We start from the raw sequence: 21,462 nt of genomic DNA, 5'->3' as shown, positions 1-21,462 counted from the left end.
CTTTTGCCCGATGCGCGCGATGCGTTTTGCAATGAAACATACCCTGCCCTTCACCCATTATGCAGCAAGAACCACTGCACAGCCGCTTCCTGACCCATCGCTTAATCCACAGCAACGAAAAAAGTGAATATTTAACACCATAGAAAGAATAATCCTTATGCAGGGGTTGTACTTTCATTCATTGAAGCTTATTTTTATGCACTCATAGTGCATAAATAATTCCAATGTATAACCTTTCATTATCGGGGATCGCGATGTTAAAACGTTTAGTTCTGATCGGCGCCTGCCTGGCCGCCACCTTCTCCACCGCCGCGTTGGCGGCTGAAACTACCTACGTCGTCGGCTCCGGCGGCACCTATCGGCCGTTCGAGTTTGAAAATAGCCAAAAGCAGCTGGAAGGTTTCGACATTGACATCATCAAAGCGGTGGCCAAGGCCGGAGGCTTCCAAATCAAACTGATCAATACGCCGTGGGAAGGGATCTTCGCCACGTTGAATTCCGGCGATCGCGACATCATCATTTCCGGCATCACCATCACCGACAAACGCAAGCAAATGGTTGATTTCTCGGCGCCATACTTCCCGGCCGAGCAGGCCATCGTGGTGCCGCAGGATTCGACGGTGGACTCCATCGCCGCGCTGAAAACGCTGAAGGTCGGCGTGGTGAACTCCAGCACCGGCGACATCGTGGTGTCCGACGAGCTGGGCAAAAACAGCACCGCCATCAAGCGCTTCGATAATACCCCGCTGATGCTGCAGGAGCTGTATGAAGACGGCATCGGCGCGGCGGTCGGCGACGTTGGCGTGGCCAAGTTCTATATCAAGACCCATCCTGAGAAAGCCTTCAAACTGGTGCCAGACGCCAAATTCGAGCGCCAGTATTTCGGCATCGCCGTCGCCAAAGGCAACGACGAACTGCGTAACAAGATCAACGCCGGCCTGAAGAAGATTGTCGCCGACGGCACCTACGCCAAGATCTACCAAACCTGGTTCGACAGCAACGTGCCGACGCTGCCGGCGGAATAATGCCTTGTCGCCGGCGCCCGCCAGGCCGTCGGCGCCCCCCCGTTTCAGCCTACCAAGAAGGAATACCCCTTGAACTTCCGCTGGGAGATCATCCAGGAATACGCGCCGCTGTTTATGGAAGGCGCCTGGATGACCATCAAATGCACCATTATCTGCGTACTGCTCGGCACCTCCTGGGGATTGATCCTCGGGCTGGGCCGTTTGGCGCAGGCGCCGCACGGCATCTGGAAACCCATCCTGCATTATGGCGTTCAGTGGCCGGTGCGCATTTACATCAGCGCCTTTCGCGGCACGCCGCTGTTCGTACAAATCATGGTGGTCCACTTCGCGCTGGTGCCGCTGTTCATTAACCCGCGCGACGGCCTGTTGGTCACCAGCGGCCTGATGAGCGTCGATTTTGCCCGCGCGCTGCGCGCCGACTACGGTGCCTTTCTCTCCTGTGTGGTGGCGATCACGCTCAACGCCGGCGCCTATGTGTCGGAGATCTTCCGCGCCGGGATCCAGTCGATTGACCGCGGCCAGATGGAGGCCTCGCGTTCGCTGGGCATGAGCTACGGCAAGACCATGCGACAGGTTATCCTGCCGCAGGCCTTCCGCCGCATGCTGCCGCCGCTGGGCAACAACGCCATCGCCATCGTCAAGGATTCGTCGCTGGCCTCCGCCATCGGCCTGGCGGATCTGGCCTATGCCGCCCGTACCGTCTCCGGCGCCTACGCCACTTACTGGGAGCCCTATCTGACCATTTCGCTGGTCTATTGGGTCATCACCTTCCTGCTCTCGCTGCTGGTGCAACACATGGAAAAGAGGTTCGGTAAAAGTGATTCGCGTACATAACCTGCAAAAACAGTTCGGCGAGAGCCACGTGCTGCGCGGCATTTCCTGCCGGATCGCCGCCAACGAAGTGGTGTGCGTCATCGGCCCCTCCGGCTCGGGCAAAAGCACCTTCCTGCGCTGCATCAACGCGCTGGAAACGCTCTCCGGCGGCGAGATCGAGGTCAACGGCTTCGCCGTCCACGATCAGAAAACCGACCTGAACAAGATGCGTGAAAGCGTGGGGATGGTGTTCCAGCGCTTCAACCTGTTCCCGCACATGACGGTGTTGGAAAACATCATCATGGCGCCGGTGAGCGTGAAGAAGCAGCCGCGCGCCGAAGCCATTACGCAAGCTGAACAGCTGCTGCACAAGGTCGGGCTGCTCGACAAGATAGACGCCTACCCCAACAGCCTGTCCGGCGGCCAGCAGCAGCGGGTGGCCATCGCCCGCGCGCTGGCGATGGAGCCGAAGATCATGCTGTTCGACGAACCGACCTCCGCGCTCGATCCGGAGCTGGTGGGCGAAGTGTTGGCAGTGATGAAATCGCTGGCGCACGAGGGCATGACCATGGTGGTAGTAACGCATGAGATGGGCTTTGCCCGCGAGGTGGCCGATCGGGTGCTGTTTATCGATCAGGGGATCATTCAGGAGGAAGGTGCACCGCAGCAGATCTTCAGCCATCCGGCCAATCCGCGTACTCAGGCATTTCTGAGCAAAGTTTTGTAACCTTCGGCACCGCTTTGCAATCCTTCGGGCGCCGGCATCGGCGCCCGCTCTCTCACCACCCGGTCAGGAAGCTGAACACCAGCCAGAACAGGCACAGCACGATGGTGCCGGTCAGCAGCAGCGTCAGGATCAGACGGCCGCGCAACAGCATGCTGAGGGTGATGCCGATCAGCACCGACAGCGGCATCAGCGCCAGGAAGAACGGCCAGGTATAGAGCAGGAAAAACAACGTGTTGGAACCGTAAACCAGAAACGGCAACGCGAACGCCAGCCAGTAGAAAACAAAGCCGCTGACGCCGCCCAGGAAAGAATAAGAAGGCTCCTCTCTCTCCTGTTTTGACTGCTTGGAGTCGATCAAGATAGGCGTGACATTTTGCATAGTGATCCCTGGTTATTCGGCTCGCTCTGCGGCGGCTTAGAGTAAAAAGCGCATGGCGAAAAACGCCACACGCTTTTTTTGAATTCAGGGTTTGATAATAGCCTGACCACGCAACACGTCTAACAATTGCGCAATCAAATTTGTTACCAATTGTTGGCCATCGAGGTGGATTTCAGGCTGCTGCGGCGCCTCGTAAACCGCGTCGATACCGGTGAAATTGCGCAGCTCGCCGGCGCGCGCTTTTTTATACAATCCCTTGGGATCGCGCGCCTCACAGATCGCCAACGGCGTGTCGACGAACACCTCGATAAAGCGATCGTCGCCGAGCATCTCGCGCACCATCTGCCGCTCGGCGCGGTGCGGCGAAATGAACGCGGTCAGCACCACCAGCCCGGCGTCCACCATCAGTTTGGCCACTTCCCCCACCCGGCGAATGTTCTCGCGCCGATCCTCGTCGGAGAAGCCGAGATCGCGGCACAGGCCGTGGCGCACGTTATCGCCGTCCAGCAGATAGGTGCTGACGCCGAGCCCGTGCAGCGCCTGCTCCAGCGCGCCGGCGACGGTGGATTTGCCCGAGCCGGACAGCCCGGTAAACCACAGCACCACACCGCGATGGCCGTTGCGCGCTTCGCGATCCGCGCGCGTCACGGCGTGCGGATGCCAAACCACGTTCTCATCGTCCGGCCCGGTCGCCCTCAGTTCGGCGGCCACCTTATCGACCACCGAGCAGATCGCGTGCGCCCCAGTGCGGGAAGTGCTTGCGCACCAGCGCATTTAGCTCCAGCTCGAAGGCGCTGAACTCGCCGTGCGCCGCCGGGGTGGCCTGCAGCGTTTCGCGCACCAGACCGGCGCCTACCGTGACGTTGCTCATGCGATCGATGAAGATCAGCCCGCCGGTGTCGTGATTGCTCTGATAGCTGTCCAGCATCAGCGGCTCGTCGAAGGTCAGCTCCACCAACCCGATGCCGTTGAGCGGCAGGGTGTCGGCCGGGTGCTGCGCCAGCGTATTGATCTCCACCTGATGGCGGATGCTCTCCACGCGGGCGCGGGTCTTTTTACCGGCGATCTTGATGTCGTAGCTCTGGCCCGGCACCAGCGGCTGCTCGGCCATCCATACCACGTCCACCAGCGCGCTCTGCGCCGCCTGCAGGCTTTCGCCGGCGTCGACCAGCAGATCGCCGCGGCTGATGTCCACCTCATCCTTCAGCACCAGCGTAATCGCCTCGCCCGGCACCGCTTCTTGCAGATCGCCGTCGAAGGTCACGATGCGCGCCACGCTGGACTCCACGCCGGAAGGCAGCACCTTGACCCGTTGCCCCACCCGCACCACGCCGGCGGACAGCGTACCGGCATAGCCGCGAAAATCGAGGTTCGGGCGGTTGACGTACTGCACCGGGAAGCGCAGCGGCTGGTTTTCTCGCTCGCTGACCACGTCAACGCTCTCCAGCACCTCCAGCAGCGTCGGGCCGCTGTACCACGGCATATGGGCGCTTTCGCTCGCCACGTTGTCGCCGTCCAGCGCCGACAGCGGCACGAATTTGATATCCAGATCGCCTGGCAGCTGCTGGGCAAAGGTCAGGTAATCCTGTTTGAACTGCTCGAACACCGCTTCCTGGTAGTCCACCAGATCCATTTTGTTCACCGCCACCACCAGATGGCGAATGCCCAGCAGGGTCGCGATAAAACTGTGGCGGCGGGTCTGATCCAGCACCCCTTTGCGCGCGTCGATCAACAGGATCGCCAGATCGCAGGTGGAAGCGCCAGTGGCCATGTTGCGGGTGTACTGCTCATGCCCTGGGGTATCAGCGATGATAAATTTGCGTTTTTCGGTCGAGAAATAGCGATAGGCCACGTCGATGGTGATGCCCTGCTCGCGCTCGGCCTGCAGGCCGTCCACCAGCAGCGCCAGATCGAGCTTCTCGCCCTGGGTGCCGATGCGTTTGCTGTCGCTGTGCAGCGTCGACAGCTGATCCTCGTAGATCTGGCGGGTATCGTGCAGCAGGCGGCCAATCAGGGTGCTTTTGCCGTCGTCGACGCTGCCGCAGGTCAGAAAGCGCAGCAGGCTCTTGTGCTGCTGCGCGTGCAGGTAGGATTCGACGCCGCCCTGGTCAGCGATTTGTTGTGCTATTGCGTTGTTCATCCGGCGGCTCCTTAGAAATACCCTTGACGCTTTTTCAGCTCCATCGAGCCGGACTGATCGCGGTCGATCATCCGCCCCTGGCGTTCACTGGTGGTAGAGACCAGCATCTCTTCGATGATCTCCGGCAGGGTTTGCGCCTGCGAATCCACCGCGCCGGTCAGCGGCCAGCACCCCAGGGTGCGGAAACGCACCATGCGCTGGCTGATCACTTCGCCCGGCTGCAGATCGATGCGATCGTCGTCCACCATCATCAGCATGCCGTCGCGCTCCACCACCGGGCGCGGTTTCGCCAGGTACAGCGGCACGATGTCGATCTTTTCCAGGAAGATGTACTGCCAGATGTCCAGCTCGGTCCAGTTCGACAGCGGGAAGACGCGGATGCTCTCCCCTTTGTTGATCTGGCCGTTGTAGTTGTGCCACAGCTCCGGCCGCTGGTTTTTCGGATCCCAGCGGTGGAAGCGATCGCGGAACGAATAGATGCGCTCTTTGGCACGCGACTTCTCCTCGTCGCGCCGCGCACCGCCGAAGGCGGCGTCGAAACCGTACTTGTTCAACGCCTGCTTCAGGCCCTCGGTCTTCATGATGTCGGTATGCTTGGCGCTGCCGTGCACGAACGGGTTGATGCCCATCGCCACCCCTTCCGGGTTTTTATGCACCAGCAGCTCGAAGCCGTACTCTTTCGCGGTGCGGTCGCGGAACTCGTACATTTCGCGGAACTTCCAGCCGGTATCGACGTGCAGCAACGGGAACGGCAGCGTGCCGGGGAAGAACGCCTTGCGCGCCAGATGCAGCATCACGGAAGAGTCTTTACCGATGGAATACAGCATCACCGGGTTGGCGAATTCAGCGGCGACTTCACGGATGATATGGATACTCTCCGCCTCCAATTGCCGCAAATGAGTGAGTCGTTTTTCGTCCATAACAGGTCCTTAAAAGCCTTGCCTATGCCAAATTCACGACGGCCGGGCGCGCGGCCCCTTCCGTCTGCGATTGATGCCCGAACCAGGCGATTTGATGGTGCAGTTCCACCACTTCGCCAATCACCAGCAGCGCCGGCAGCGGCGCCCGGTGGGCCAGATGTTCCAGTTGATCCAGCGTGCCGATCTGCACCTGCTGATCGGCGCGCGTGCCGCGGCTGATCACCGCCACCGGCGTATCGGCAGCGCGGCCGTGGGCGATCAGGCGTTGGCTGATGTCCGCCGCCTTCATGGTGCCCATGTAGATAGCCAGCGTCTGCCGCGCCCGGGACAGATCGGCCCAGTCCAGGCCATCGCCGTCGGGGCGGCAGTGGCCGGTGATAAAGGTCACGCTCTGCGCGTGGTCGCGGTGCGTCAGCGGAATGCCGGCGTAGGCGGTCGCCCCCGCCGCGGCCGTGACGCCCGGCACCACCTGGAACGGAATGCCGGCGGCGGCGGCTACCTGCAGCTCTTCGCCGCCGCGGCCAAAGATGAACGGGTCGCCGCCCTTGAGACGCACCACGCGTTTGCCCTGCTGCGCCAGCTCCACCAACAGCCGGTTGGTCTCTTCCTGGATCACCGAGTGCGCGCCGGCGCGCTTGCCCACGCAGATGCGCTCGGCGTCGCGGCGCACCAGATCGAGGATCTCGCCGCTGACCAGGTGGTCATACAGCACCACGTCCGCCTGCTGCATCACCTGCAGCCCGCGCAGGGTCAACAGCCCCACGTCGCCCGGCCCGGCGCCCACCAAGGCTATCTCACCCTGCGCGCCTTCATCGCCTACGGCGAAGCTTTGCAAATCCTGCTCAAGCTGCCGCTCCGCCTGCGCCGTCTGGCCGTTGGCCACCAGCGTGGCGAAACGGCCGCCGAAGGTTTTCTCCCAGAAACGGCGACGCTCGCCGATCGAGGCCAGCCGCTGTTTGACCTGGCCGCGCCAGCGGCCCGCCACCTGCGCCATCTGCCCCAAACTGGCGGGCAGCAACGCCTCCAGCTTTTCGCGCAGCAACCGCGCCAGCACCGGCGCCTGGCCGCTGGACGATACGGCCACCACCAGCGGCGAGCGATCGATGATCGACGGGAAGATGAACGAGCAGCGCGGCTGGTCGTCCACCACGTTGGCTAACACCCGGCGTTTATCCGCTTCGGCAAACACCGCGGCGTTCAGCGCGTTGTCGTCAGTGGCGGCGATCGCCAGAAACACGTCGTCCAGCTGCGGCGGGTCAAAGGTTTTCCCCAGCCAGAGCAGTTGCCCTCGCTGACGTTGTTGTTCCAGTTCCGGTGAGAGCGACTGCGCAACTATCCGTATTTCAGCCCCGGCGCGCTGAAGCAGATCGACTTTGCGCGCAGCCACGTCACCGCCGCCAACGACCAGCACCGGACGTTGTTTCAGGTCGGCGAATATTGGTAGATAGTCCACAACAGCCTTTTCATATAACAGAAAGATAGTGTGACTATACGGGCTGAGATTTAGCCTCTGAAATGACGAAAAGGAATGATTAGTTCCTTTATGGAATATAGGCCGCAACGCGAGAGGCAAACGGTGATAACTGCGGCGACGGTTTGCGCATTCGCGCGAAAATTAAGAGACGGGGAAATTGTGTAATGCCGCCCGGCGTCTCATACTGGGTGCCGCAGAAAAATGATCGGCAGCGCCGATAGCAAAGAAGGATTTTTCGGTATGTTTTCCCGTTTTTACCTGAAGACCAGCCTGCTGGCCCTCGCACTCGGCGGCGTCTTCAGCGTTTGTGCCGCACAGCCCGCAAAAGACGCGCCAATGGGCCGCTTCGCCGCCGAACAGACCCGCCACATCGCCACTTACTTCCCCGGCCGCATGGCGGGCAGCCCGGCCGAATTGCTCACCGCCGACTACCTGAAGCTGCAGTTCGCCAAGATGGGTTACCAAAGCGACATTCGCAGCGTCAACACGCGCTATCTCTACACCAGTAAAGACGGCAAGAAGAACTGGAACAACGTCACCGCCAGCTCGGTGATCGCCGCCCGCAACGGCGACAGTCCGAAACAGATAGTGATCGTCGCCCACTTCGACACCTACACGCCGCAGAGCGACGAAGATCTGGATAACAACCTCGGCGGCCTGACGCTGCAGGGCGTCGACGACAACGCCTCCGGCATCGGCGTGATGCTGGAGTTGGCGGAGCGACTGAAGAACATCCCCACCGCCTACGGCCTGCGCTTCGTCGCCACCAGCGCCGAAGAGCTCGGCTCGCTGGGCGCGCAGAACTACCTGCAGCGCATGAGCGCGGAAGAGAAAAGCAACACCGTGCTGGTGATCAACCTCGACAGCCTGATCACCGGCGATCGTCTGTACTTCAACGCCGGGCGCAACACGCCGCCGCAGATGGCGAAACGCTCCCGCGATCGCGCGCTGGATATCGCCCATCGCTACGGCATCGCCGCCGCCAGCAATCCGGGCAGCGCACAGCATCCGAAGGGCACCGGCTGCTGCTCCGATCAAGAGGTATTCGATGCAGCGGGCATCCCGGTGCTGTCGGTAGAGGCCACCAACTGGTCGCTGGGCGACAAGGACGGCTACCAGCAGCGCGCCGTCAGCCCGCACTTCCCGCAGGGCATCACCTGGCATCGCCCACAGTATGACAACCTGCAGTACCTGGATCGCTACCTACCGGGGCGGATCGACAAACGCAGCCGCGACAGCGTGCAGATCCTGCTGCCGCTGATCAAAGAGCTGGCGCAGGCGCACCCGCCGAAAGCACAGAAGAAAAAGTAGCCCGCCAAAAAACAGGGCCCAGCATTGCTGAGCCCTGTCGTGTGATTCGCCTCGTTTAGCCTTCGTGCAGGCCGCACTCGCGCTTCAGCCCGAAGAAACGCGTCTCTTCCTCGCTCATACCCGGTTCCCACTTCTGGGTGGTATGGGTATCGCCTACCGACAGGTAACCCTGCTCCCACAGCGGATGATAGCTCAGCCCGTGCTCGGTCAGATACTGGTAAATCTTGCGGTTGTCCCAGTCGATGATCGGCAGGATTTTGAACACCCCGCGCTGCACCGCCAGCACCGGCAGATTGGCGCGGCTGCCGGACTGCTCGCGCCGCAGGCCGGCGAACCAGCTCTGCGCCCCCAGCGTCTCCAGCGCGCGGTTCATCGGTTCGACCTTGTTGATCTGGTTGTACTTTTCAATCCCTTCCACGCCCTGTTCCCACAGCTTGCCGTAGCGCGCCTCTTGCCAGGCGGGAGACTGTTCGGCGCGGAACACCTGCAGATTCAGCTTCAGTTGATCGGTCAGTTGATCGATAAAGCGGTAGGTTTCCGGGAACAGGTAACCGGTGTCGGTCAGGATCACCGGGATATCCGGCCGGATGCGCGTCACCAGGTGCAGACACACCGCCGCCTGAATGCCGAAACTGGACGAGAGTACGAACTCGCCGGGCAGATGCTCCAGCGCCCATGCAACGCGCTGTTCGGCACTGAGGGTCTCCAGTTGGCCGTTGACCACCGCCAATGCCAGCGCCTGCCCGGATTTGGGCAACGCGTTCAGCGCCGCCAGATCGAATTCAGCCATGTTGTCTCTCCTGCTACTTGAAATTACCTGTGCGGCCCCTCTGCCCAGGGGCCGCCCGGCCTCACTCCCAGAAATCCCGCGCCGGATCCAGCACCGGTTTGACGATGCCCGCGCGAACGGTGAAGTCGCCGAAGCCTTCGCCGGCGTTGCGCTCCTTCGCCCAGCGCCCCACCAACAGGTCGATTTCGCTCAGGATCTCGTCTTCGTTGATGTTCTCGCGGTACATGCGCGGAATGCGCGTGCCTTCGCGGTTGCCGCCCAAATGCAGGTTATAGCGGCCGACCGCCTTGCCCACCAGCCCCAGCTCCGCCAGCAGCGCGCGGCCGCAGCCGTTCGGGCAGCCGGTGATGCGCAGCACGATATGCTCGTCGCCCACCCCGTGCCGATGCATGATCCCTTCCACCTTGGTGACGAACTGCGGCAGGAAGCGCTCGGCCTCCGCCATCGCCAACGGGCAGGTCGGGAACGATACGCAGGCCATCGAGTTCTTGCGTTGCTCGCTGATCTCGTCGTCGATCAGGCCATGATCGCGCGCCAGGGCTTCGATCTTCGCCTTCTCACTTTCCGGCACGCCGGCGATGATCACGTTTTGGTTCGCCGTCAGACGGAAGTCGCCTTTATGGATCTTGGCGATCTCCGCCATGCCGGTCTTCAGCGGGCGCCCCGGATAGTCCAGCAGGCGGCCGTTCTCGATAAACAGCGTCAGGTGCCACTGCTCGTCGATGCCCTTCACCCAACCGATGCGATCGCCGCGGCCGGTGAATTCATACGGCCGGATCGGCGCGAAGGTGATGCCGGCGCGCTTTTCCACTTCGGCGCGGAAAACGTCCACCCCGACGCGCTCCAGCGTGTATTTGGTTTTGGCGTTCTTGCGATCGGTTCGGTTACCCCAGTCGCGCTGCGTGGTCACCACGGCCTCCGCGACCGCCAGCGTATGTTCGAGCGGAATGTAGCCGAACTCGCTGGCCTGGCGCGCGTAGGTTTTCTTGTTGCCGTGCTCGATGGACAACCCGCCGCCCACCAGCAGGTTGAAACCTACCAGCTTGCCGTTTTCGGCGATCGCCACGAAGTTCATGTCGTTGGCGTGCAGATCGACGTCGTTCTGCGGCGGGATCACCACCGTGGTTTTGAACTTACGCGGCAGGTAGGTCGGCCCCAGAATCGGCTCTTCGTCGGTAGTGGCCACCTTCTCCTGATCCAGCCACACCTCGGCGTAGGCGCGGGTGCGCGGCAGCAGATGTTCGGAGATCTTCTTCGCCCACTCGTAGGCTTCCTGATGCAGTTCGGACTCCACCGGGTTGGAGGTGCACAGCACGTTGCGGTTCACGTCGTTGGCGGTCGCCAGCGCGTCCAGCCCCAGGCGGTTCAGCAGTTGGTGCACCGGTTTGACGTTGCCTTTCAGAATGCCGTGAAACTGGAACGTCTGGCGGTTGGTGATGCGAATGCTGCCGTACAGCGTGCTCTCCTGCGCAAACTTGTCGATGCCCAGCCACTGCTGCGGGCTGATGATGCCGCCCGGCAGGCGGCAGCGCAGCATCATGGCGTGGCGCGGCTCCAGCTTCTGCTCGGCGCGTTCGGCGCGAATATCGCGGTCATCCTGCTGATACATGCCGTGAAAACGGATCAACAGGAAGTTGTCACCGTTGAAGCCGCCGGTCAGGCCGTCGTTCAAATCTTCGGCGATGGTGCCGCGCAGGAAGTGGCTCTCCTTCTTCATGCGCTCCGCATCGGCCAGTTTGCCTTCGACTACCAAAGGCCCGGGGTGTTTATCACTCATCAGTAAACATCTCGCTGATAACGGCGCTCAAGGCGCAGCTCACTTAAAAATTCATCCGCCTGCTCGGTATCCATGCCACCGTGCTCGGCCACCAGTTCCAGTAATGTGTTTTCCACGTCTTTCGCCATGCGATTGGCATCGCCGCAGACGTAAATGTGCGCGCCTTCCTGAATCCAGCGCCACACTTCCGCGCCCTGTTCGCGCAGTTTGTCTTGTACGTATATTTTATGTTGTTGGTCGCGGGACCAGGCCAGATCGATGCGGGTCAGCAGGCCGTCTTTCACGTAGCGCTGCCATTCGACCTGATACAGGAAATCTTCGGTGAAGTGCGGGTTGCCGAAGAACAGCCAGTTCTTGCCGCCGGCGCCGTCGGCGTCGCGCTGCTGCATAAAGGCGCGGAACGGCGCGATGCCGGTGCCCGGGCCGATCATGATCACCGGCGCTTCCGGATTGGCCGGCAGGCGGAAGTTGTCGTTGTGTTCGATAAACACCCGCACGTCGCCGTCCTCCTCCAGGCGATCCGCCAGGAAGCCGGAGGCGCCGCCGCTGCGGGCGCGCCCGTCGATGTCGTAACGCACCACGCCCACGGTGATGTGCACTTCGCTTTCGTTCTCCGCCTGCGAAGAGGCGATGGAGTACAGGCGCGGCGTCAGCGGGCGCAGCAGGCCAACCAGCTGTTCGGCGCTCAGGTCCGCCGGCGCCTGACGCACCATGTCGACGATCGGCGTGTTGTGCGCATAGTGCTGCAGCGCGGCTTTATCCGCCAACAGGCCGATCAGCGTTTCATCGCGCGACAGCGCGGCGTATTTATCGACGATCGGCGTGGTGTTCTGCGTCAGTTCGAAATGGCTGCGCAGCGCCTGCGCCAGCGGCAGGGTTTGCCCTTCCACCTCGACCGGCTCGTCGCCTTTCAGCCACAATAGCTGCACCAGTTCATCCACCAGCGCCGGATCGTTGTCGAACCATACGCCGAGCGCATCGCCCGGCTGATAGCGCAGGCCGGAGTCACCCAGATCGATCTCGATATGGCGCACGTCTTTATCCGACGCACGGCCGGTAATTTTCTGATTGACCGCCAGTTGGGCGGTGAGCGGCTGTTCCTTGCTGTACGGGCTGCTGTCGATCAGATCGACCGCGCCGCTGGCCAACACGCCCGGCGCGGCGCTTTCCGCCGGCGCGCGCGCCTTCAGCACCGATACCACCTGTTTACGCCAGGCGGCGGCCAGTTCCTGGTACTCCACGTCGGCGTCCACGCGCTCCACCAGGCGCTCGGCGCCCAGCTCGGCCAGCTTGCCGTCGAAATCCTTACCAGACTGGCAGAAATTCTCATAAGAGGTGTCGCCCAGCCCGAACACCGCAAAAGCGGTATCATTCAGCTTCGGCGCCTTCTTCGAGAACAGGAATTTATGCAGCGCCACCGCTTCTTCCGCCGGTTCGCCCTCACCCTGCGTGGAGGCGACGATCACCAGCAGGCGCTCTTGAGCTATCTGCTTGAACTTGTAGTCGCCGGCGCTGATCAGCGTGGCGCTCAGATTGGCGGCCAGCAGATCGTCGCGCAGCTGCTCCGCCAGGCGGCGCGCATTGCCGGTCTGCGAAGCGGAAATGATGGTGATGCCGGCGGCAGCCGCAGGGGCGACAGGCGCAATGGCCACGGCTCCGGGCTGTTGATTGACCATGCCCCAAAAATAGCCGGACAGCCACGCCAGCTGCGTCGGAGAATAGTCGCCGATCGTCGCCTGCAGGCGCGCCAGCTGTTCGGGCGTCAGCGGGAGCAAAGATGTTGGAGGAGCCTGAGTCGTCATTGCTGTACTTATTTCCTATACTTAGCGCCTTTCCTGCCAGGCGCGCGCCAGTGTCAGTCGCTGTCTCTTCGCTGCGTCGGGTGTGCGGAAAAGATCAGGAGAGTTTGTAAGGTTACCGAGCAGAATAGCAACGATTAAATAAGGGATAGCAATAAATCATAACCAAAATGACTAAGCTGTTTTTCTGGTAAGGGATAACGCTTAAACCGTTAAACAAAGTTTTTTATCCAGATGAAATTAAAGCGCTTTTTTTCATCGTTTTTTCACCGTTCAACATTTCGGCTCATTACCCCAGCCGATAGGTGCCGCAAACACCAAACAAAAAAAGTGTTAACCGGGCGCGGTTATCGCGGCGCTAGACCATAACGGTATAAATGGCAAGCAGACGCGCTTTCCGGTACTATGCGGCGGTTTTTGAGTCAATGAGGCCGTAATAATGGCAACCACGCTGTTTAAAGATTTTCAGTTTGAAGCCGCACACCGTTTGCCGCACGTGCCGGAGGGCCATAAATGCGGCCGCCTGCATGGGCATTCGTTTATGGTGCGTCTGGAAGTGACCGGTGAAGTGGACCCCCACACCGGTTGGGTGATGGATTTCGCCGAGCTCAAGGCTGTGTTTTCCCCGATCTGGGAGCGGTTGGATCACCATTATCTGAACGATATTCCAGGATTGGAAAATCCCACCAGCGAAGTGCTCGCCGCCTGGATTTGGCAGCAGCTCAAGCCCCAGTTGCCGGAACTGACTGCGGTGATGGTGAAAGAGACCTGTACTGCGGGATGCGTATATAAAGGTTAAAAGAAAGGGCGCCGCAAAGGCGCCCTGATTTTAGGCGATGTTCAGATACTTGTGGGTCTGCATCGACAGCCGCCAGTTGCGCGCGATGCAGGTCTCGATGCACAGGCGGGTCGCTTCTTCTTTCTGGCTGATCGGCTGCAGCGCAATAATCCGTGCCTTGTCGTCCTGCAGCGTCGCCAGCAGCGCGTCCAGCGCCTCGATGTCGCGCTCGCGCGCCACCGGATGCTTCACCTCGTCGGCGCGCCGCAGCGCCTGATCCAACACCTTCATGCCGCCGCGCATATTCACCTTCGGCGAAACCGTCACCCAGGTTTTGGCGGAACAGCGAATGTCGTGGGTGCCGCTGGTCTCAATCTGGCAGCCGTAGCCATGCTGTTCGAACAGCTCGGTCAGCGGCGTCAGATCGTAGATGCAGGGTTCGCCGCCGGTGATCACCACATGGCGCGCGGTGTAACCTTGTTGGCGCATCACCGCCAGCAGCTGCTCGGCGCCGGCATTGCCCCAGGCGTCGCTTTCCTCTGTTTTGACCAGGATCCGTTGCAGGTCGACTTCCCGATTGGCTTCCTTTTCCCAGGTATGTTTGGTATCGCACCAACTGCACCCTACCGGGCAGCCCTGCAGGCGGATAAAAATGGCCGGCACGCCGGTGAAAAAGCCTTCGCCCTGCAAGGTTTGGAACATCTCATTGATCGGGTACTGCATCGGTTTCTCAATCTGGAAAAGTAAAAAGCGATTATCGCAGATTCCGGCCCGCCGACCAAACGGCCAAAATTGTATTAAATTTTATTCTCCGCGCCGCCGCCAGCATATCCCACCGCCAATGGCGTTTAATTAATTTGTTCGACGGGTTCTGATCTTTCATTCACGGTGTAACCTGCTTCGCAAAAACAACATTTATTTAACGCATAAGATAAATATATTTGACATAAAGCGCCGACACGCAGATGTATATACAAGCAAACACAAGCCGAGCGCCAGTTTCGGCCACGTTCCATCCATCACGACTACATCTGCGTTTAGAGGGTGCCATGACTCATTCCACCAGCGAGTTGAACATTCAGCAGGCCATCGACGACAGCAAGTTTTCGCTGTTTCACTGGACTCTGATCATTCTCGGATTCCTGATCCTCGCCATCGACGGTTTCGATACCGCCGCCATGGGCTATATCGCCCCCTCGGTCGCCAAAGACTGGGGCATCGTCAAACAGGATCTGGGGCCGGTGCTGAGCGCTGCGCTGCTGGGGCTGTCGCTCGGCGCGCTGATCGCCGGGCCAATCTCCGATCGCATCGGCCGCAAGCGCGTGCTGGTGTTTTCCTGCCTGTTCTTCGGCCTGTCGAGCCTGGCCACCGCCTACGCCGGCTCGCTCAATAGCCTGACGTTATGGCGTTTCCTCACTGGCCTCGGGCTGGGAGCGGCAATGCCCAACGCCATCACGCTGATCTCCGAATACGCGCCGCAGCGCTGCCGTTCACTGGCGATCAATACCATGTACTGCGGCTTTCCGCTGGGCGCGGCCGGCGGCGGTGCCATTTCATCGTGGCTGATCCCGAGCTACGGCTGGCACAGCGTGCTGTTGCTCGGCGCCATTGCGCCGCTGGCGTTGACGGTCTTGCTGATCCTGCTGCTGCCGGAATCGGTCAAATATATGGTCAACCGCGGGCAGGATGCGGCGAAGATCAAGCGCATCGCGCAACGCTTCGTCAGCCAGAGCCTCGACGGCGTAACGCGTTTTTACCTGTATGAAGAAAAGCTGACGCAGGCCAAGACCAGCGTCGGCCTGCTGTTCAGCCGCCCTTACCTGCTCGGCACGCTGATGCTGTGGGTGACCTACTTCATGGGGCTGGTGATCTACTACGTGTTGCTGAGCTGGATGCCAATCCTGATGCAGGGGCTGGGCTATCAGCTGGAACAGTCGGCGATGCTCACCTCGCTGTTCACCTTCGGCGGCACGCTCGGCATCCTGGTAGCCGGCTGGCTGATGGATCGCTGGAATGCGCACAAGGTCGTCTCGAGCGGCTTTGTCGTCACCGCCCTGCTGATCGTGGCGATGGCGACCGAAGACAAACAGATCGTATTGCTGGGCGCCTTCATCTTCCTGATGGGCGTCACCATGAACGGTGCGCAGTCCGGGCTGCAAACGCTGGCGGCCACCTTCTACCCCACCCACAGCCGCGCCACCGGCATCGCCTGGATGCAGGGCATCGGCCGCTTCGGCGGCGTCGCCGGCACCATGATGGGCGCCCAACTGCTGGCGATGCAGTGGGAAGTGCAGAGCATCCTGATGTTCCTGTGCGTACCGGCGCTGATCGCCGCCATCGCCACGGTGTGCAAGATGAGCCGCAAGCCGATGCTGCAACCGGCCGCCTGACCCCTGCAAGCCCGCCCACGGCGGGCTTTGTTCTTGCGGTGATAGGGCTTGTTTATCCTCCGCCGCCAACTGTAATCAGTCTGTAAAAATATTGTGACTAGCCGCCCAAAAATGAGTCAATTTTAATTCATTTTTGCCGAACAGCTCACTTTTCTCCGGCTTTTCGCACATGAAGCCGGTGATGAAAAATTGCATATCAACTTGATATAAAAAGAAAATAACTTTTTCTTATGCCACTTTTCAGCGACAACTGGTCAGTGTTGCATATGCTTGTACATACAAGTATATGTTAATAAGCCCTACGCATTGTTATGCCGTGGTACTCATCCCCACCGCGGCATGGAATCTGCACCGATACTGTTTGAGGAAACTGCTGTGACTACAAATAACAAAGTTCGCAATGTCGATGTACGCGCGCCACGCGGCACACAATTAAACGCAAAAAGCTGGCTGACCGAAGCGCCGTTACGCATGCTGATGAACAACCTCGATCCTGAAGTTGCGGAGAACCCACACGAGCTGGTGGTGTACGGCGGCATCGGCCGCGCCGCACGCGACTGGGATTGCTACGACAAGATCGTCGAAACCCTGAAAACGCTGGAAGAAGACGAAACCCTGCTGGTGCAGTCCGGCAAGCCGGTCGGCGTCTTCAAAACCCACAGCAACGCCCCGCGCGTGCTGATCGCCAACTCCAACCTGGTGCCGCACTGGGCGACCTGGGAACACTTCAACGAACTGGACGCCAAAGGCTTGGCCATGTATGGCCAGATGACCGCCGGCAGCTGGATCTACATCGGCAGCCAGGGCATCGTTCAGGGCACCTATGAGACCTTCGTCGAAGCGGGCCGCCAGCATTACGACGGCAGCCTGCAGGGCCGCTGGGTACTGACTGCCGGCCTGGGCGGCATGGGCGGCGCGCAGCCGCTGGCCGCGACGCTGGCAGGCGCCTGCTCGCTGAACATCGAATGTCAGCAGAGCCGCATCGATTTCCGCCTGAAAACCCGCTACGTCGATGAGCAGGCCAACGATCTGGACGACGCGCTGGCCCGCATCAAGAAATACACCTCAGAGGGCAAAGCCATCTCCATCGCCCTGTGCGGCAACGCGGCGGAAATTCTGCCTGAGCTGGTTCGCCGCGGCGTGCGCCCGGACATGGTCACCGATCAGACCAGCGCCCACGATCCGCTGAACGGCTACCTGCCGAAGGGCTGGAGCTGGGAAGAGTATCGCCAGCGCGCCCAGACCGAGCCGGCTAAAGTGGTCGCCGCCGCCAAACAGTCGATGGCCGATCACGTCAAAGCCATGCTGGCGTTCCAGCAGATGGGCGTGCCGACCTTCGACTACGGCAACAACATCCGCCAGATGGCGAAAGAAACCGGCGTCGACAACGCCTTCGACTTCCCGGGCTTCGTGCCGGCCTACATCCGTCCGCTGTTCTGCCGCGGTATCGGGCCGTTCCGCTGGGCGGCGCTGTCCGGCGATCCGCAGGACATCTACAAAACCGACGCCATGGTGAAAGAGCTGATCCCGGATGACGAACACCTGCACCGCTGGCTGGACATGGCGCGCGAGCGCATCAGCTTCCAGGGCCTGCCGGCGCGCATCTGCTGGGTTGGCCTCGGCCAGCGCGCCAAGCTGGGCCTGGCGTTCAACGAGATGGTGCGCCGCGGCGAACTGTCCGCCCCGATCGTCATTGGCCGCGACCACCTGGACTCCGGCTCCGTTTCCAGCCCGAACCGTGAAACCGAAGCGATGAAAGACGGTTCCGATGCGGTTTCCGACTGGCCGTTGCTGAACGCCCTGCTGAACACCGCCAGCGGCGCCACCTGGGTTTCCCTGCACCACGGCGGCGGCGTCGGCATGGGCTTCTCCCAACACTCCGGCATGGTGATCGTCTGCGACGGCACAGACGAGGCCGCCGAGCGCATCGCCCGCGTCCTGCACAATGACCCGGCTACCGGGGTCATGCGTCACGCCGACGCCGGTTACGATATCGCTATCGACTGCGCCCGTGAGCAAGGCCTGAACCTGCCGATGGTTGCCGCGACCCAAGGAGAAAAAGCATGAAAGCGCTGACTATTCGCCCAGGCAAACTGACGCTAGCCCAGCTACGCGACGTCTATCAACACCCGGTGACGCTGACGCTGGACGACAACGCCTACGCGCCAATCCAGCAGAGCGTGGCCTGCGTGGAACGCATCGTTGAAGAAAACCGCACCACTTACGGCATCAACACCGGATTTGGCCTGCTGGCTTCGACGCGCATCGCCCGCGACGATCTGGAAAACCTGCAGCGTTCGATCGTGCTGTCACACGCCGCCGGCGTGGGCGAGCCGACCGACGACAACCTGGTGCGCCTGATCATGGTGCTGAAGATCAACAGCCTGTCGCGCGGCTTCTCCGGCATTCGTCTGGAAGTCATTCAGGCGCTGATCGCGCTGGTCAACGCCGAAGTTTATCCGCATATTCCGCTGAAAGGCTCCGTCGGCGCCTCCGGCGACCTGGCGCCGCTGGCGCACATGAGCCTGGTGCTGCTGGGCGAAGGCCAGGCGCGCCATCAGGGCCAATGGCTGCCGGCGACCGAAGCGCTGGCCAAAGCCGGCCTGAAACCGCTGACGCTGGCGGCGAAAGAGGGCCTGGCGCTGCTGAACGGCACCCAGGTCTCCGCCGCCTTCGCGCTGCGCGGCCTGTTCGATGCCGAAGATCTGTTCGCCGCCGCGACCGTGGCGGGCAGCCTGACGGTGGAAGCGGCGCTGGGCTCTCGCAGCCCGTTCGATGCGCGTATCCACGAAGTGCGCGGCCAGCGCGGCCAGATCGACGCCGCCCTCGCCTATCGCCACCTGCTCGGCGCGCGCAGCGAAGTCTCCGACTCGCACCGCAACTGTGAAAAAGTGCAGGATCCTTACTCCCTGCGCTGCCAGCCACAGGTAATGGGCGCCTGCCTGACGCAGATCCGCCAGGCCGCCGAGGTGCTGGAAATTGAAGCCAACGCCGTCTCCGATAACCCGCTGGTGTTCGCCGAACAGGGCGACGTGCTGTCCGGCGGCAACTTCCACGCCGAACCGGTAGCGATGGCCGCCGATAACCTGGCGCTGGCGTTTGCCGAAATCGGTTCGCTGTCCGAGCGCCGCATCTCGCTGATGATGGACAAGCACATGTCGCAGCTGCCACCGTTCCTGGTGGAGAACGGCGGCGTGAACTCCGGCTTCATGATCGCCCAGGTGACCGCCGCGGCACTGGCCAGCGAAAACAAAGCGCTGGCGCACCCGTCGAGCGTCGACAGCATTCCGACCTCCGCCAACCAGGAAGACCACGTCTCCATGGCGCCGGCCGCCGGTCGCCGCCTGTGGAGCATGGCGGACAACGTGCGCGGCATTCTGGCGGTCGAATGGCTGGCCGCCTGCCAGGGCCTGGATTTCCGCAACGGCCTGAAGACCTCGGAAGGTCTGGAGCAGGCGCGCCGTCTGCTGCGCGAGCATGTCAGTTTCTACGACAAGGATCGTTTCTTCGCCCCCGACATTGAAGCCGCCAGCCAACTCTTGGCGGCCGGTCACCTGACATCGCTGCTGCCTGCGGCGCTGCTGCCTAGCCAGGCATAATCATCACACACTGAATCACGCAGTTTGTTCTGCCCCGCCGGGTGCGTTCCACCCGGCGCGGGCAGCGCGTGCCTGTTCGGCAAACACTTAACGGGAAGCAACATGCGTAACGAAACGACACAACTCAGACGCGGACTAAACGCGCGGCACATCCGTTTCATGGCTCTCGGCTCGGCGATCGGCACCGGCCTGTTCTACGGCTCCGCCGGCGCCATCCAACTGGCCGGCCCGGCCGTGCTGCTGGCCTACCTGGTGGGCGGCGCGGCGGTGTTCATGGTGATGCGCGCGCTGGGTGAAATGGCGGTGCACCAGCCGGTTTCCGGCTCGTTCGGCCACTACGCCAGCCACTATCTCGGCCCGCTGGCCGGGTTCCTCACCGGTTGGACCTACACCTTCGAAATGGTGATCGTCGCCCTGGCGGACGTCACCGCCTTCGGCATTTATATGGGGCTGTGGTTCCCGGAGGTCGCCCAGTGGGTCTGGGTGCTCAGCATCATTCTGTTTATCGGCGCGCTCAACCTGTGCAGCGTCAAAGTGTTCGGTGAGCTGGAATTTTGGCTGTCGCTGGTCAAGGTCGCCGCCATCGTGGCGATGATCGTCGGCGGCGCGGCGGTGATGCTGTTCGGCTTCGGCCAAACCCAGCACGCCACCGGTATCAGCAACCTGTGGCAGCACGGCGGCTTTATGCCTAACGGCATGGGCGGCGTGGTCGCGTCATTGGCGGTGGTGATGTTCGCCTTCGGCGGCATCGAGATCATCGGCATTACCGCCAGCGAGGCGAAAGACCCCGCCAAAGTGCTGCCGAAGGCGATCAACGCCGTGCCGGTGCGAATCCTGCTGTTTTACGTGCTGACGCTGACGGTGCTGATGGCGATCTACCCGTGGAACAGCATCGGCCAGAACGGCAGCCCGTTCGTTGAGATCTTCAGCAACCTCGGCATCAGCTCCGCCGCCAACGTGCTGAACGTGGTGGTGATCACCGCCGCCATCTCGGCCATTAACAGCGACATCTTCGGCGCCGGCCGCATGATGTACGGCATGGCGCAAGACGGCCAGGCGCCGCGCAGCTTCACCAAACTGACTGCCAGCGGCGTGCCGTGGATGACGGTGCTGGTGATGTCGATCGCCCTGCTGCTGGCGGTGGTGCTCAACTACCTGATCCCGGAGAAGGTTTTCATGATCATCGCCTCGATCGCCACCTTCGCCACCGTCTGGGTGTGGCTGATGATCCTGCTGTCGCAGATCGTCATGCGCCGCACGCTGTCGCCGGCGGAAACCCGTCAGCTGAGCTTCCCGGTGCCATGGTGGCCGGTGGCGCCGGCATTGGCGACCGCCTTTATGGCATTTGTCATCGGCCTGCTCGGCTACTTCGAAGAGAGCCGCATCGCGCTGTACGTCGGGCTGGTGTGGATCGCTTTACTCACCGTGGCTTACTGGCTGTGGGTGCGCAAGAAAGGCGGCGGCTCGCCGGTGAGCGCGGCAACGCAGCAGATGTAACGCTCGCTTCTGATAAAACCCGCTGCGGCGGGTTTTTTATTGC

Annotated in this window: 18 protein-coding genes; 9 read left to right on the top strand and 9 right to left on the bottom strand. The window is 61.5% G+C overall.

The features are described from left to right. The first annotated feature begins 254 nt into the window (after positions 1-254). The 3 genes from ACUTSC_RS16200 (at position 255) to ACUTSC_RS16190 (ending at position 2,565) form a co-directional block, all read left to right on the top strand. The gene (locus ACUTSC_RS16200) at positions 255-1,025 is read left to right on the top strand and encodes a transporter substrate-binding domain-containing protein (RefSeq protein WP_197773580.1); all 771 of its coding nucleotides are present in this window, start codon (positions 255-257) and stop codon (positions 1,023-1,025) included. 114 nt (positions 1,026-1,139) lie between these two features. Beyond that, positions 1,140-1,859, top strand: a complete 720-nt coding sequence (locus ACUTSC_RS16195; protein ID WP_110158618.1) for an amino acid ABC transporter permease — start codon at positions 1,140-1,142, stop codon at positions 1,857-1,859. After that, on the top strand, positions 1,843-2,565 hold the full coding sequence (locus tag ACUTSC_RS16190) for an ATP-binding cassette domain-containing protein (RefSeq protein ID WP_197766959.1): 723 nt from the start codon (positions 1,843-1,845) through the stop codon (positions 2,563-2,565). Before ACUTSC_RS16195 ends, ACUTSC_RS16190 begins: the two co-directional genes overlap by 17 nt. Before the next feature lie 52 nt (positions 2,566-2,617). On the opposite strand, the gene ACUTSC_RS16185 is transcribed toward ACUTSC_RS16190, so the two are convergent. The 5 genes from ACUTSC_RS16185 to cysG all read right to left on the bottom strand — a co-directional run bounded on the left by ACUTSC_RS16185 (position 2,618) and on the right by cysG (position 7,457). Continuing rightward, the gene (locus tag ACUTSC_RS16185; protein WP_033637158.1) at positions 2,618-2,944 is read right to left on the bottom strand and encodes a DUF3561 family protein; all 327 of its coding nucleotides are present in this window, start codon (positions 2,942-2,944) and stop codon (positions 2,618-2,620) included. 84 nt (positions 2,945-3,028) lie between these two features. After that, entirely contained in the window at positions 3,029-3,718 is a 690-nt protein-coding gene (gene cysC / locus ACUTSC_RS16180) for an adenylyl-sulfate kinase (protein WP_077791524.1), read from the bottom strand. Continuing rightward, entirely contained in the window at positions 3,657-5,084 is a 1,428-nt protein-coding gene (gene cysN / locus ACUTSC_RS16175; protein WP_197766961.1) for a sulfate adenylyltransferase subunit CysN, read from the bottom strand. Before cysN ends, cysC begins: the two co-directional genes overlap by 62 nt. 11 nt (positions 5,085-5,095) lie before the next feature. After that, complete coding sequence (gene cysD / locus ACUTSC_RS16170) at positions 5,096-6,004, bottom strand: sulfate adenylyltransferase subunit CysD (protein WP_004932620.1); 909 nt, start codon at positions 6,002-6,004, stop codon at positions 5,096-5,098. Between the two features lie 22 nt (positions 6,005-6,026). Then, complete coding sequence (cysG, locus tag ACUTSC_RS16165; RefSeq protein WP_445653441.1) at positions 6,027-7,457, bottom strand: siroheme synthase CysG; 1,431 nt, start codon at positions 7,455-7,457, stop codon at positions 6,027-6,029. 261 nt (positions 7,458-7,718) lie between these two features. On the opposite strand from cysG, the gene ACUTSC_RS16160 reads away from it, so the two are divergent. Further along, positions 7,719-8,789 (top strand): aminopeptidase, encoded by a 1,071-nt coding sequence (locus ACUTSC_RS16160; protein ID WP_445653440.1) that lies wholly within the window; start codon positions 7,719-7,721, stop codon positions 8,787-8,789. 55 nt (positions 8,790-8,844) lie between these two features. On the opposite strand, the gene ACUTSC_RS16155 is transcribed toward ACUTSC_RS16160, so the two are convergent. The 3 genes from ACUTSC_RS16155 to cysJ form a co-directional block, all read right to left on the bottom strand. After that, entirely contained in the window at positions 8,845-9,579 is a 735-nt protein-coding gene (locus ACUTSC_RS16155) for a phosphoadenylyl-sulfate reductase (RefSeq protein WP_016929052.1), read from the bottom strand. Positions 9,580-9,640: 61 nt separating this feature from the next. Beyond that, positions 9,641-11,356 carry an assimilatory sulfite reductase (NADPH) hemoprotein subunit gene (cysI, locus tag ACUTSC_RS16150; protein WP_197766964.1) on the bottom strand — a complete coding sequence of 572 codons (1,716 nt, stop codon included), beginning with the start codon at positions 11,354-11,356 and terminating at the stop codon, positions 9,641-9,643. Next, positions 11,356-13,158 (bottom strand): NADPH-dependent assimilatory sulfite reductase flavoprotein subunit, encoded by a 1,803-nt coding sequence (gene cysJ, locus ACUTSC_RS16145; protein WP_060422522.1) that lies wholly within the window; start codon positions 13,156-13,158, stop codon positions 11,356-11,358. The genes cysI and cysJ overlap by 1 nt, the downstream gene beginning before the upstream one ends. A 436-nt stretch (positions 13,159-13,594) precedes the next feature. Between cysJ and queD the strand changes: the two genes are divergently transcribed. Further along, entirely contained in the window at positions 13,595-13,954 is a 360-nt protein-coding gene (gene queD / locus ACUTSC_RS16140; protein ID WP_004932638.1) for a 6-carboxytetrahydropterin synthase QueD, read from the top strand. A 30-nt stretch (positions 13,955-13,984) separates the two neighbouring features. On the opposite strand, the gene queE is transcribed toward queD, so the two are convergent. After that, complete coding sequence (gene queE / locus ACUTSC_RS16135) at positions 13,985-14,656, bottom strand: 7-carboxy-7-deazaguanine synthase QueE (protein WP_047728915.1); 672 nt, start codon at positions 14,654-14,656, stop codon at positions 13,985-13,987. A gap of 326 nt (positions 14,657-14,982) precedes the next feature. Here queE and ACUTSC_RS16130 point away from each other — a divergent pair, with 326 nt between their 5' ends. The 4 genes from ACUTSC_RS16130 to ACUTSC_RS16115 all read left to right on the top strand — a co-directional run bounded on the left by ACUTSC_RS16130 (position 14,983) and on the right by ACUTSC_RS16115 (position 21,419). Further along, positions 14,983-16,323 carry an MFS transporter gene (locus ACUTSC_RS16130; protein ID WP_015376678.1) on the top strand — a complete coding sequence of 447 codons (1,341 nt, stop codon included), beginning with the start codon at positions 14,983-14,985 and terminating at the stop codon, positions 16,321-16,323. A 375-nt stretch (positions 16,324-16,698) separates the two neighbouring features. After that, the gene (hutU, locus tag ACUTSC_RS16125) at positions 16,699-18,390 is read left to right on the top strand and encodes a urocanate hydratase (RefSeq protein ID WP_041033306.1); all 1,692 of its coding nucleotides are present in this window, start codon (positions 16,699-16,701) and stop codon (positions 18,388-18,390) included. Beyond that, complete coding sequence (gene hutH / locus ACUTSC_RS16120; RefSeq protein WP_019455102.1) at positions 18,387-19,922, top strand: histidine ammonia-lyase; 1,536 nt, start codon at positions 18,387-18,389, stop codon at positions 19,920-19,922. The genes hutU and hutH overlap by 4 nt, the downstream gene beginning before the upstream one ends. 102 nt (positions 19,923-20,024) lie before the next feature. Further along, positions 20,025-21,419, top strand: a complete 1,395-nt coding sequence (locus ACUTSC_RS16115) for an amino acid permease (RefSeq protein WP_445653439.1) — start codon at positions 20,025-20,027, stop codon at positions 21,417-21,419. Positions 21,420-21,462: the final 43 nt, after the last annotated feature.

Source organism: Serratia sp. TSA_105.2, assembly GCF_052692115.1.
This window is presented reverse-complemented; position numbering and strand designations above follow the sequence as displayed.